This window comes from Marinobacter sp. V032 (assembly GCF_052645435.1).
On record NZ_JBQXYE010000001.1, the window covers coordinates 1,524,005 to 1,536,212 of the forward strand.

Annotated in this window: 10 protein-coding genes; 6 read left to right on the top strand and 4 right to left on the bottom strand. The window is 54.8% G+C overall.

The features are described 5' to 3' along the window. The first annotated feature begins 39 nt into the window (after positions 1-39). Positions 40-1,209 (top strand): alkane 1-monooxygenase, encoded by a 1,170-nt coding sequence (locus tag ACUN9X_RS06970; RefSeq protein ID WP_445472612.1) that lies wholly within the window; start codon positions 40-42, stop codon positions 1,207-1,209. Positions 1,210-1,340: 131 nt separating this feature from the next. Here the strand turns inward: ACUN9X_RS06970 and ACUN9X_RS06975 are convergent, their stop codons facing one another. Further along, positions 1,341-2,045, bottom strand: coding sequence for an FMN-dependent NADH-azoreductase (locus ACUN9X_RS06975; RefSeq protein ID WP_260036332.1), 705 nt, complete (start codon positions 2,043-2,045; stop codon positions 1,341-1,343). A 123-nt stretch (positions 2,046-2,168) separates the two neighbouring features. Here ACUN9X_RS06975 and ACUN9X_RS06980 point away from each other — a divergent pair, with 123 nt between their 5' ends. From ACUN9X_RS06980 to ACUN9X_RS06990, 3 genes are all read left to right on the top strand, one after another. After that, positions 2,169-3,074 (top strand): LysR substrate-binding domain-containing protein, encoded by a 906-nt coding sequence (locus tag ACUN9X_RS06980; protein ID WP_260036331.1) that lies wholly within the window; start codon positions 2,169-2,171, stop codon positions 3,072-3,074. Between the two features lie 143 nt (positions 3,075-3,217). Beyond that, entirely contained in the window at positions 3,218-4,561 is a 1,344-nt protein-coding gene (locus tag ACUN9X_RS06985; protein WP_445472613.1) for a diguanylate cyclase domain-containing protein, read from the top strand. Between the two features lie 281 nt (positions 4,562-4,842). Then, a complete protein-coding gene (locus ACUN9X_RS06990; protein WP_445472614.1) occupies positions 4,843-6,960 on the top strand; it encodes a TonB-dependent receptor in 2,118 nt (705 codons plus the stop codon). A gap of 68 nt (positions 6,961-7,028) precedes the next feature. Here the strand turns inward: ACUN9X_RS06990 and ACUN9X_RS06995 are convergent, their stop codons facing one another. Genes ACUN9X_RS06995 through ACUN9X_RS07005 form a run of 3 tightly spaced genes read right to left on the bottom strand, consistent with a single transcriptional unit; the run spans position 7,029 to position 9,942 of the window. After that, the gene (locus tag ACUN9X_RS06995) at positions 7,029-8,069 is read right to left on the bottom strand and encodes a FecCD family ABC transporter permease (RefSeq protein ID WP_445472615.1); all 1,041 of its coding nucleotides are present in this window, start codon (positions 8,067-8,069) and stop codon (positions 7,029-7,031) included. Beyond that, positions 8,066-9,070: a FecCD family ABC transporter permease gene (locus ACUN9X_RS07000; RefSeq protein WP_260036324.1), complete on the bottom strand. Its 1,005-nt coding sequence runs from the start codon at positions 9,068-9,070 to the stop codon at positions 8,066-8,068. Before ACUN9X_RS07000 ends, ACUN9X_RS06995 begins: the two co-directional genes overlap by 4 nt. Next, the gene (locus ACUN9X_RS07005; RefSeq protein WP_445472616.1) at positions 9,064-9,942 is read right to left on the bottom strand and encodes an ABC transporter substrate-binding protein; all 879 of its coding nucleotides are present in this window, start codon (positions 9,940-9,942) and stop codon (positions 9,064-9,066) included. The genes ACUN9X_RS07000 and ACUN9X_RS07005 overlap by 7 nt, the downstream gene beginning before the upstream one ends. 238 nt (positions 9,943-10,180) lie before the next feature. On the opposite strand from ACUN9X_RS07005, the gene ACUN9X_RS07010 reads away from it, so the two are divergent. Together ACUN9X_RS07010 and ACUN9X_RS07015 are read left to right on the top strand one after the other, a co-directional pair. Next, a complete protein-coding gene (locus ACUN9X_RS07010) occupies positions 10,181-11,008 on the top strand; it encodes an ABC transporter ATP-binding protein (RefSeq protein ID WP_445472617.1) in 828 nt (275 codons plus the stop codon). 42 nt (positions 11,009-11,050) lie between these two features. Then, positions 11,051-11,980, top strand: coding sequence for a sucrase ferredoxin (locus ACUN9X_RS07015; protein WP_445472618.1), 930 nt, complete (start codon positions 11,051-11,053; stop codon positions 11,978-11,980). Positions 11,981-12,208: the final 228 nt, after the last annotated feature.

Genomic DNA, 12,208 nt, shown 5'->3' on the forward strand with positions numbered 1-12,208 from the left:
GGGCCTGTCAAAAACGACATTTACTGACAGAGGTGATGTATGTTTTCCAGGCTGCCTTCGCGAGTCATGATTACTTTGAAAAAGGCGCTGTTCCTGCTGGTGTTTGCAGTGGCTTTGCTGCCATACAACGCCTGGCAGAGCATGCAGTCTTCGGGGCACTGGGACCTGTATGCCTGGTGGCCGCTGTTTGTAATTTTCGGCATTTTGCCGATTGTTGATCACCTGGTCGGAACCGATGCATCTAACCCGTCCGAATCCGAGGTGAAGCTGCTGTCGGGGCAGCGCTGGTATGCATTCCTGACGCTGATGGCGGTCCCGGCGCAACTCGCCGTGCTTGCGTTTGGCGCCTGGGTGTTTGCCAATACGGCTCAGTTTTCACTGGCAGGGCAGGTCGGCTGGATCCTCTCTTGCGGTATTGTCAGTGCCATCCTCTCGATCAATGTCGGGCATGAACTGATTCATCGCCGCAGTCGACTTGAGCGGTCGGCCGGAGGTTTGTTATACGCCTCGGTTTGCTACGCCGGTTTCAAGGTAGAGCATGTGCGAGGTCATCATGTCACGGTCTCCACGCCGGAAGATGCCTCGTCGTCCCGTTACGGGCAGAGCCTTTACCACTTTTTGCCACGGGCTTATCTCCACAACGTGCGCAATGCCTGGAAGCTGGAAGCCGTGCGCCTGTCCCGTCTGGGCCTGCCGGCCCTGCACTGGCGTAATGAACTGATCTGGTGGAATGCCGTGAGTGTTGGATTTGCTTTGACGGCCTTCGAAATGTTTGGTTGGGCCGGGCTGGCTTTTTATCTGGGCGTTAGTTGGATGAGCTTCACCACGCTGGAGATTATCAACTACGTGGAGCACTACGGTTTACACCGCCGCAAACTCGCGAACGGACGGTACGAACGCACCACGCCAGCACACTCCTGGAACAGCAACTATCTGGTCACCAATATGGGGCTGTTTCACTTGCAGCGGCATTCGGATCACCACGCCTTCCCGAGCCGGCGTTATCAGGTGTTGCGTCATTACGATGGTGCACCTCAGTTGCCGACGGGATACGCCGGTATGTATGTGCTGGCGCTCATTCCACCACTTTGGTTTCGAGTGATGAACCCGCGAGTGCGAGCTTATTATGAGGGCGAAGAGTGGCAGTTGTCGGCCAAGGATTTCGAGCAATCGGTTCAGGCCGGTGACGGTTCTGCGCGGGCGGCATAAACACGTCGGGTCTGGTGGCCGGCGATTTCGTATTGTCTGCTCTTCAGCCCAGTCCTGTGCGGCAACGAACATACGGTTGCGTTGCCGCCAATATCGGTGGGACAGGAAGAGCGTCGTTGCTTGCCGAAATCTCAGCACGCCATCTCGGGTTCGGGCGCGACCTGAAAGGCTGCTTGTAGCGCTGTCACCAGCTCTCCCACCTGACGTTCCGCATCCGCGACGGATGCGGCGAGTAGCTCACCTCCTGCTTCCTGATCTTCCACGGCAATCTGATGGACATTGGTGATGCCGATAAATTCGAGCACAGTCGTCAAGCCGGGTTCAAGGTGATTCATGTGGGCCAATGCCTGGCCCGGGCCAAAACCAGCTCCTCCCCGGGAGGAAAGGATAATCGCGTGGCGCGGCCGGTCTGCAAGCAGCGGAGTGAAAGGAGCCTCCGGTGTGGTGGGATCGTAGTCCACTGTACGGCCCATGCGCACCACCAGGTCGACCCAGGCTTTTAGCGCTGCGGGCATGCCGAAGTTATACAGCGGCGCGCCAATCACCAGAATGTCCGCGACGATGAGTTCGTCAATCAATTGGTCGCTTTCGGCCAGGATCTTCGTCATCCAGGGTTCCTGATTTTCCGAAGATGTGAATGCGGATTGAATCCAGTCCCGGGTAATGAACGATGGTGGATTTAAGCCCACATCCCGTTTGGTAAGGGTATCTTTTGGATGCCGTTTTTGCCACTCGCTAACGAATAGATGGGTAAGTTTGCGGCTGTGGGACCCGTGTTCATCTGTACCGGCAAAGCCCGGGCGTGCGCTGGCATCGATTTGCAGGATATGAGGCATCTTATCTCTCCTTAATATATGAGTTGAATTCATCTGTAATTGACAGCAAACTCAGCTTATCGCCGCGCTTAATTGAGCGGCAAATGATCATTTCTTTCACTTATAGATGAGACAATTTCAGTTATGAGTGCTCGTCGCTTACCTTCTTTGTCTGCCCTGCGGGCTTTCGAAGCTGCTGCCCGCCATGAGAGCGCCAAACACGCTGCGCAAGAGCTTTCTGTGACCGCCACCGCCATCAGTCACCAGATCCGGAGTCTGGAAGAGGCGTTGGGAGTGTCGCTGTTTGTGCGCAAACCACGCCAGCTTGAATTGACGCCTCAGGGGCGAGAGTTGCAACAAGTGCTGGAAATGTCGTTCGATAACATCAGCAACGTTGTTGATCGCTTGAAAACGACGCCAACGCGCCAGTCAGTTACGCTCTCCACGACACCAGCAGTCGCCGTTCGGTGGTTGCTTTCCTGGGTGTGTATGTTGAGGGACTCGCATCCGGGCATTGACCTGCGCTTCCATGCTTCTCATGAGGTGGCGGCACTGGATGGGGTGACGGCAGATCTTGCGATTCGCTATGGCGATGGGAGCTGGCCGGGGGTGGTGGCAGAGAAACTGTTTGATAACACGTTCGTTCCAGCCTGCAGCCCTCACCTGGAGCTGCACAATGTGGCAGACCTGCCGAAACACTCACTGATTCACTTCCGCCCCCAGGTAGCGTCGGTGTCGCCCGTGGATTGGACCGGCTGGCAAAAGCAGGCGCAGGTGCCGGGGCTGGATGTGAGTGCCGGACTCATCTTCTCCGATGAGACCCACGCCATCTCCGCTGCTATTGGTGGTCAGGGCGTGGCGTTAATGAGCCGACAGTTGATTGAGGATGAGTTGGCAGAAGGGCGGCTGGTACAGCCTTTCGGTCCAGAGCTTGAAGGTAAGCCGTTTTATCTGGTTTATCCGGAAAACCGGCAGCTGGATCCAACGATTCTCGCCATTCGTGACTGGGTATTGAACGTTCCGGGCGGGCTTTGCTCGCTGCCACACTAACCTTGTAGGCATGGATCGGGATGTCTAAAGAAATCTGTTCGGCTTCCTGCGTAGACTTTCTGCTAAAGTTTTTAATACAGGCTCTTCTGCGCAGTGTAGGAAAGCAGGCCGACTCCGAAGCACTTTACGGGTAAAACTGACGTATGCCTGTCGATCTTGAAGCACTATTTCCCAAACTATTGAACCTTGTTCTCGATCTTATCGTCGTTGTGGATGAGGCCGGGAACGTCGCTTTTATCAGTGACGCGTGCGAGGGCATGCTGGGCTACACTCCGGAAGAGTTAGTTGGCACCCAGTTGATGGACCTTGTTTATCCAGAAGATCTGGAGCGCACGCTGGAGGCTGCCAAGGCAGTTATGAGCGGCAACTCCCATATCGATTTCGAAAACCGTTATCTGCACAAAGAAGGCAAGATCGTCCATGTCTTGTGGTCGGCCCGCTGGTCAGCGGAAAACAAAGTCCGTATCGCAGTGGCGCGGGATGTGACAAAGCTGCGGCAGGCGGATCAAATGCGGGACGCTCTGTACCGTATTTCTCAGGCAGCGCATGTGACTGAAAGCCTGCGGTCACTGTGTCAGGAAGTTCACCAGGTCGTCGGTGAACTGCTGTCGACAGATGATCTTTATGTGACGTTCTACGACTTTGCCAATGACGCGCTGTCGTATCCTTACGCCCCAAAAGACCGGGTGTTTGCATGGATGGAAGGGCCGCTGCAGGCAGGCACAGCGATTGCTGAAGTGATCGGATCGGGCCGGTCTTTGCTGGCCACTCGTGATGTGTTGCGCCCCGGTCAGGGTGGAGCAGTGGTGCAACGACCTGAAGAGGCTAACTGGTTGGGCGTACCTCTGGTGTCGGGCGGTCGTTGCCTGGGCGCGGTGGTTATCGAGAGCCAGTCGGCAGCTGAGCATTACACTGAAGAGGATCGGGACCTGCTGGATTTTGTGGCGACCCAGATTTCAACAGTCATCGAACGTAAAAAGGCAGAAGAAGACCTGCGGTTTATTGCTCATCATGATGCGCTCACCGGGCTAACCAATCGCCCGTTATTCTACGACCGGTTGGAAACAGCGCTCCGCGTGGCTCAGCGAGACGAGGGGCAGGTGGCGCTTCTGTATCTGGATCTCAATGGTTTCAAGCGAATAAACGATACCTGCGGTCACGAGGCAGGTGATCGCATATTGTGTGAGGTCTCGCGTCGGCTTGAACAGTGCACGCGGGCATCCGATACCGTGGCCCGGATGGGGGGCGACGAATTTACGATACTGCTGACAGGCATTAACGACCCGGAATCAGTCGCCACAACAGTACAGAAAATTCGCGATGTGATGGCCACCCCTATAGAGTTCAATGGGCACAGCTTTTCGGCAGTGTTTAGCATTGGCACCGCGCTTTATCCCGATGACGGCACTGACGCCGAGTGCCTGTTACGCAGTGCCGATGCCGCTATGTATGGGATGAAGCGAGAGATAAAGGGAAGCGCCGACTAAGCGCATCGTGGACGTGACTATCGTCAGATCGCGACGGTTATATTGTCCACATTATATGTTTCCGCCGTTATTTCATTTTTCTTGCGCCTCACTCCACCGCTTTGATTCGCTATTCATCAGGTTGTATCCAAAATCGTTGGTCCTCCGATACCAGAGGGGCCGCTAAAAACCATTTATGGCTCCGGTATAAATAATAACAATTATCATTTAGAATGCGGTTTGCAGTCCCATGCTTTTGTGGGTTGCGCCACACGTCTTAAATGATAAGGAACAGAATAAAGATGACTGCTGTACCGAAGCTGCGAATTCTCTGGTTAGCGCCCTTCATGTCTGGATTTTTGCCCTCCACCGCCTTTTCCGAAACTGGCACCTCTGCAACCAATCTGGCACCGATTGTGGTATCTGCCACACGAAATAAAAGTGTTGAGGGTGAAACACCGCAGAAGGTGAAGATCATCACCCGCGAGGATATTGAACAGCAACTGGCGATCACCAGCGATCCCGGCCAGGTGCTGAGCAATCTGATCCCTTCGTACTCACCCAGTCGGCAAAAAATGTCCAACGCCGGCGAGACGCTGCGCGGACGTACCGCCCAGTTCCTGATTGATGGCGTACCCCAGTCGAATCCCCTAAGGGACAGTGCCCGTTCCAGTTACACAATTGATTTGAGCATGGTTGAGCGAATTGAGGTTATCTACGGCGCCAGTGCTGAGCATGGTCTGGGCGCGACTGGAGGGATCATCAACTTCGTCACGAAGCGGCCTGGCACCGACACATTGAACCAGCATGCCGAAGTTCAGATGACAACTGACGACGACGTTCAGTCAGATGGCCTTGGCTACAAGGCGAACTATCGACTCAGCGGACAAAAGGGGAAGTGGGATTATCTCGCCGGCGCCACTATTCAGGAACGCGGTGTCTACTATGACGGGAATGATGAGCTGGTCGGGATTGCCTATCCGGGTGAGATTCAAAACTCGACCAGTTATGACGTATTGGCGAAGCTGGGCTACTGGATTGATGACGAACAGAATGTTGAGTTCTTTGTGAATCACTTCGAGCTTGAAGGAAACGGGGATTACATCCCGGTTGTGGGTGACCGGGATGCAGGTATTCCGACGACGGCGGAGAAAGGCACGCCAGTTGGCGATCCCGGATACAACGAAGTCACTACTGCTCGTCTGTCGTATAGCCATGGGGACTGGTATGGCAATCAACTCGATGCCCAGCTATACAGCCAGACGTTCCGCGCGCAGTTTGCAACAACACCTTTCTTTCCCTATTTGGACGGCAATAACGATACGCAGTATGACCAGACGCGTAATAAGTCAGACAAGATCGGGGGCAAGTTTACGCTTGTAAGGGATGGTATGTTCGATGACCACCTGACTCTTACAACCGGCCTTGATGTGCTTCAGGATGAAACCGAACAAGTGCTGGTCCACACCGGGCGCACTTATGTGCCTGAATCGCAATTTCGCAATCTGGCGTTGTTTCTTCAGGGTGATCTGGCCATTACCGATAACCTGACGTTCCATGGTGGTGCGCGTCATGAGTATGCCAAGCTAAACGTCGACACCTATCAAACGATTGATCGAAGCAATGTTACGCAAGACGGCGTGACAGTTAATGGTGGTAGTCCGGATTTTGAGGAGACCCTGTTCAATGCCGGGCTGGTATATGACGTAACGGACTGGGCGCAGGTTTACGGCAACTACTCTGAAGGTTTCGGTATGCCGGACGTCGGCCGGGTCCTGCGCGGAATCGACACCCCGGGCCAGGACGTCGATACGCTTCTCACGCTCGAACCCATCGTGACGGATAACCGTGAGATCGGCACTCGGTTCAATTGGGATCGATACAAGCTGGAGATCAGCTATTACGAGTCATACTCCGATCTTGGTGAACGGTTGAGTGAGGTTAACGGGGTCTGGGTAGGAAACCGTGAAAAAACTGAGATCAAGGGCGTTGAGATCAGTGGTGAAGCGCGAGTGAGCGACGCTCACAACCTGACACTGAGTTACACCCATGCCGAAGGTGAATCCGATACCGATGGAGACGGTTCCGTTGATACTGATCTGACGGGCCTTAATATTGCTCCAGATACCATTCGGGCGGGCTGGAGCAGCGCCTGGACAAGTCGTTTGAGCACTCGTTTGCAGCTGTTCCACTACCTTGATCGCAGCACTGATGATCCCGAACTGGAGTTCGATGGCTACACGCTGGTGGACGCATCCATGGCATACCGGTTGCCTAAAGGGCGTGTGAGTCTGGGGATTGAGAACCTGACTGATAAAGACTACATCACGTATTACTCACAGGCTGCGCGGGTAAGTGATGAATACTACTTCACAGGCAGAGGGCGAACAGTGACGCTTGGGTATGCTGTCGATTTTTAAGTGGAGTTGAGAACCGGACGCGCCGCCGATCGAGCTTACATGATCGGCGGCGCGTCGGTTTTGGAGTCTCAACGCCTCAGGCGATGCAATTGATAGACAAAATAGGGTGCGCCGATACAGGCCACAAAGACACCCGCAGGCAAATCTCTCGGGGCAAACCCGATCCTACCGATGATGTCGGCAAGCAGTAGCATCAGAGCGCCCACCATAGCGGCTATAAGTATTAATCCAGCAGATCCTGACCGGCTCAGGTTACGGGCCATATGAGGGGCAACAAGTCCTATAAAGCTCAGGCCACCGGCGAACGCGACAGCTGAACCGGCAAGTGCGACCGCTGCTAACAGTAAAACCAGCCGATTTAGATTCAGGGCGCTTCCAAGACTGGTGGCCATGTCGTCACCCATAGCCATAATGTCCAGATGGCGTGCACGGCTTAGCGCCAACGGAAGAAAAACTGCCACCCACGGCAGCAATCCCAGTACGTCGCCCCATTGCGCAGCATAGAGGCTGCCGGTTAGCCAGAGGTACGCATTCATCGCTGTAGTGTCTGGGCTCGTAACGATCATTAGCGTAATGAGCGCGCCCATAGCCGATGCGATGCCTATACCCACGAGTATAAGTTGCCCGGGAGTGGCATGCTTTATCCATGCCACCGTCAGAATGGTCAGCGCCACCGCGAAGGCGCCGGCAATGGCAACGACGGGTATTAAGGGGCTGCCTTGAGCGGCACCGCCTATCGTAAGCAGGAACACGGCGGCCGCCGATGCGCCACTGGTAATGCCGATGACGTCCGGTGATGCAAGCGGATTGCGCACCAGTCCCTGCAAAACTAGACCGGCCACGCCAAGTGCGGCGCCAACCAGAATAGCCAACAAAACCCTTGGTAGCCGGATTTCGCGGACGATCAGCGCAATGTCACTTTCATGTGGTGATACCAGAGCCTGAAATACGTTTGCCGGCGAGGTTGAATGACTGCCAAGGCACAGAGAAACAAATGCGCTGCCAAGAAGGGCTGTACCGAGTGCAGCTACGACAAACAGGGTATGCCGTGATAAACGAAGAGTCAGTCGTTCACTCCGGGTTCTTAACACGATCACGGTGTTGCTCATAACGACTGGCTCCTGCGGCTGGCCAGATAGAGGAACAGCGGGGCTCCCAGCAGGGCAGTCATAACACCTACAGGTACTTCCTGTGGAGGGATAACAAACCGTGCGGCGGTGTCAGCAATCAGCAAAAGAGAGGCCCCAAGCAACGTGCATCCGGGGAGTAACCATCGGTGGTCCCGGCCAAATACGCCACGGGTGATATGGGGCACGATTAGTCCGATAAAGCCAATCATTCCGGCGAGAGCGACTGATGCACCCGACAGCACTATCACGACGAGACCGGCGGTAAGCCTGACGAGTCCCGTACGTTGACCAAGCGCCCGAACCACTTCATCGTCGAGTGACAGGACATTGAGTTGGCGGGTGAGGAATACACAGATCACAGAAGCGCCAGCGAACAGCGGCAGCATTGGCCAGAGCATATCGAGCCCCCGTCCGGAAACAGAACCGGCCAGCCAGAAAACCAGACTTCCGAACCGCTCCTGATTGACCACCAGTAAACCTTGCGCGAACGAGACAAACAGGGCTGATACCGCAACACCTGCGAGTACTGTGCGCAGCGGCGAGCTGCCGGCCCCTGGCTCCCGTCCGAGGAAGTAGACAATGCTGCCTGCAGTTGCCGCTCCCATAAAGGCCGCCCAAATAAGTGACGCCGGTACGTTATCGGTAAAGAAGGCTGCACTGATCACCACGAACAGCATGGCACCTGCGTTGATACCCAATATGCCGGGAGATGCCAGTGCGTTCCGGGTCAGTGACTGCATCAGCGCGCCGGAGACGGCCAGGCTGGCGCCTACCAATACCGCCACGATCGCGCGTGGCAATCTTTCGGTCACAATAATGAGGTGGCTGGTGGAGGCGGGGTCATAGGCTAACAGCGCGCGCATCAGTGTAGAGAACGATGTTGCAAACTGCCCAAAAGCGAGACTGCCGGCGAAGCTCATCACGACCAGCAGTAATGCTATCGCCAGACCTGCAAGCTTGCCTGATGTTGACGTCAGCATGTGCAGCATTCCTGAGCCTGGTTCAGCGGCTCAAGAGAATAGTGAGCGTAGAGTTCGTCCAGCAGGTTGTTGGCGGCCAAATAACCACCGCCCATGTTCCACGTCACCGGATCAACTTTATAGATCTGCTTTGACCTTGCGGCTTCAAGTTGCTGCCACAGAGGGTGCCGGGTCCAGGTGCGGTAGGTTTCCATGACGGAAGGGTTGGATTCGACCATAAATACAAAGATGGCCTCCGCATCCATGGCGGGGATACTTTCCTGGCTCGTCAGATTAATCCCCCAACCGGATTGTCGTTGTGATTCTGGCCGGGTGAAGCCCAGTTCATCGAGAACTGAGCGGGCAAATCCGCCGTAGTAGATGCGGGCGCTGGCGCCCCGGAAGCGGATTACCGACACCTTCTGCGGCCATCTTTCCCCCAGTCGGGAGGCCATCTTCATGCGGAAGTCTTCAACGCGAACCTGCCAGCACGCCAGCAGCTCATCTGCTTTGTGCTCACGGCCAGCTGCCTGTCCCATGAGCTTGAGTAGCGCTTTGAAGTCGTAAAGCTGATCCGCAATAACGGTGTGGGCGATACGGGAGAGCAGAGGGGATATGAGCTGGTGGCGACTCCTTTCTCCAACAATGAGATCCGGGTTTAACCAGGCAATGGATTCCAGATCAGGTTGAGTTTCCAGTCCCAGATAATGGACACCTTCAAGGTACGGTCGCAAGTAATGGTACATTGGCTGCTCTGTCCACGACTCAACGACGCCTACCGGTTTCAGGCCCAAAGCCACGGCGTTATCGGTTGCGCCCTGGAACAGTGTGACCACCCTTTTGGGTGCGATCTGGCTATGTTTGGGGTGGTCCACAGTGTTTGTCTGATCCATGGCTTCGGATGGCTGTCCATGAGTCGCGCTAGAAAAACCGGTGAACAGGGTCATCACAAACATGACGTGGATTATCGATGCAAGTGACCAAGCGGTGCGTGGGCGACCGTGTGTCAACAAAAGGGATGGCATGGGTGTTGGTCGGACTTCCGCTTAATTGAAAATGAGAATGATAAATAATACCATCACCGTTTAACTGATTTCGATAGCGTCTATGGCTTCGCCCCGGAAAACCGATATGAACTGCCGCCTGGAAGGGCAAGGACTGGATGTTGCCTACAACGATAACCTGATCCTTCGCAGCGTGGATTTTCAGGTAGAAGACGGTAAGGTGACGGTCCTTTTGGGGCCGAATGGTAGTGGCAAATCCACCTTGCTCAAAACATTGGCCCGTACTATAGAGCCCAGGGCTGGTGGCGTCATACTGGATGGTCACTCAATACACAGGCAATCCACGCGCTCCGTGGCCCAGCGTTTGGGCATGCTCCCTCAAAGCTCTACCGCACCCGAAGGTTTGACCGTCAGAGAACTGGTTAATCTTGGTCGTTTTCCCTATCAGTCGCTCTGGAAACAATGGTCGAAGCGGGATGAAATTGCCGTCAGTGAGGCGATGGATATCGCTGATGTTGCCGGATTTGCCGATCGCCCGGTTGATGCGCTATCAGGGGGGCAGCGTCAGCGCTGCTGGATAGCGATGGTGCTGGCTCAGGAAACTGACCTGATCTTGCTGGATGAACCCACCACCTTTCTTGATCTCAAAGTGCAGGTAGATCTGCTTGAGCTGCTGGTAAGCCTGGCCCATGACAAAGGCCGAACACTGCTGATTGTTTTGCATGACCTCAATCTCGCGGCGGCCTATGCCGATACAATTGTTATGTTGAATGCGGGCAAAATTGAGTATTTGGGGTCGCCGGATCAAGTCTTCACAGCGGCCAATCTGAAACAGGTATTTGATCTGGACAGCCATATACTCATCGATCCGGAAAGCGGTCGACCTGTTTGTATACCTAAAGCTCGGCGAACAGCGCCCACCCCAGTGCCGTTGAACTCTTGTGTTGCGTCTTAGGCGTGGCTCGCATTAGAGAATTTATGACGAAGTTTGTTGCTTATGCCTAACCGAGTGTTTTGTGCTGTTGAGAGCGAGAAGGTCGGTGATCCACTGGCCGGAACCGGTGCTCATGCACAGCGTAATCTTTTGATCAGCTGGCCGAGCGGGAAATGGCTGCGCAGTCTGCGTAGAGCCAAAGATATGGCCCCGGACGTTATTGACGGCATTGAAGCTGTTGTTGAATCCGGTCGCCGGGTCAATCTCATTCATCGTGAGCAACAGTCACCCGAGCAGCATCGGGTTTTTCTGATACCAGAGAATCTGCAACTGGATTTGACCCGGAACGAGCTGCCGGCATTTCTAAAAGCCCTGAATACGAGTGCATCGATTGAGCCCTGGCTCCCCATTCCGATGAGCGCCCCTCTCGTTTTATGCTGCACTCACGGCAAAAAGGACAAGTGCTGTGCCAGGTTTGGCTATGCTACGTTCAAATCTTTGGAGCATGCGGTGAACCTCAATGGCTACCGCTTTGACGTTTGGCAGAGCTCACATCTTGGTGGTTGTCGGCTCGCAACCAGCGCTATTGTTTTTCCTGCCAACCGAAAGTACGGCCGCATTGCGCCAGACGACATTTTGCCCTTCCTCGAAGCAGAGTCTCACGATTGCCCCTATCTGCCCTGCTATCGGGGTAATCCGGAGCTGAAGCCAGTAGAGCAGTGTGCCGAGATAGCAGCGCTCCAATGGCTGAGTGCCAGGGGCTACACAGCCAAAATAGAGATTGAGTCAACGCAGGCTGACTCCTCAGGGGACATAACCAACGTTGTCGTGCTTTGGGGTGCTGGCGCCTCGTCAGGTCGTCTTATGGTGCGGTGCGGAGCCAGTGAAGTGATGCGGTATGATACCTGTGCAGATATCCAGCCCGAAGGTCCCTCCCTCAGCACTGTCTGGCTTGGGCAAGAGGTTTTGCCAATTAGCGGTGTTGCCGTCTGAGTGTCTTTACGTACTGAGCTGGCGCCCGCTGAATCTAATATCGTTAGACAGTATGCGCTTTCCCCTCGGCCGCGTTGCAAACGCACTGCAGGTGCATCTTTTTGTCGAAACACTATGGTGAAGCTCAAATGAGCTTGATGCACTGATTTGCGGCAATGCACCGCGCTTCAGCGTATTATGTCGCCAACGCCCTGAGCTCATGAAGAGTTAACCATTGCGCTCAAGAGG

What these genes read in the sequence shown, in the direction of transcription:
- ACUN9X_RS06970 (WP_445472612.1), top strand. Translation starts at nt 40, where the DNA reads ATGTTTTCCAGGCTGCCTTCGCGAGTCATGATTACTTTGAAAAAGGCG.
- ACUN9X_RS06975 (WP_260036332.1), bottom strand. Translation starts at nt 2,045, where the DNA reads ATGCCTCATATCCTGCAAATCGATGCCAGCGCACGCCCGGGCTTTGCC.
- ACUN9X_RS06980 (WP_260036331.1), top strand. Translation starts at nt 2,169, where the DNA reads ATGAGTGCTCGTCGCTTACCTTCTTTGTCTGCCCTGCGGGCTTTCGAA.
- ACUN9X_RS06985 (WP_445472613.1), top strand. Translation starts at nt 3,218, where the DNA reads ATGCCTGTCGATCTTGAAGCACTATTTCCCAAACTATTGAACCTTGTT.
- ACUN9X_RS06990 (WP_445472614.1), top strand. Translation starts at nt 4,843, where the DNA reads ATGACTGCTGTACCGAAGCTGCGAATTCTCTGGTTAGCGCCCTTCATG.
- ACUN9X_RS06995 (WP_445472615.1), bottom strand. Translation starts at nt 8,069, where the DNA reads ATGAGCAACACCGTGATCGTGTTAAGAACCCGGAGTGAACGACTGACT.
- ACUN9X_RS07000 (WP_260036324.1), bottom strand. Translation starts at nt 9,070, where the DNA reads ATGCTGACGTCAACATCAGGCAAGCTTGCAGGTCTGGCGATAGCATTA.
- ACUN9X_RS07005 (WP_445472616.1), bottom strand. Translation starts at nt 9,942, where the DNA reads ATGGATCAGACAAACACTGTGGACCACCCCAAACATAGCCAGATCGCA.
- ACUN9X_RS07010 (WP_445472617.1), top strand. Translation starts at nt 10,181, where the DNA reads ATGAACTGCCGCCTGGAAGGGCAAGGACTGGATGTTGCCTACAACGAT.
- ACUN9X_RS07015 (WP_445472618.1), top strand. Translation starts at nt 11,051, where the DNA reads ATGCCTAACCGAGTGTTTTGTGCTGTTGAGAGCGAGAAGGTCGGTGAT.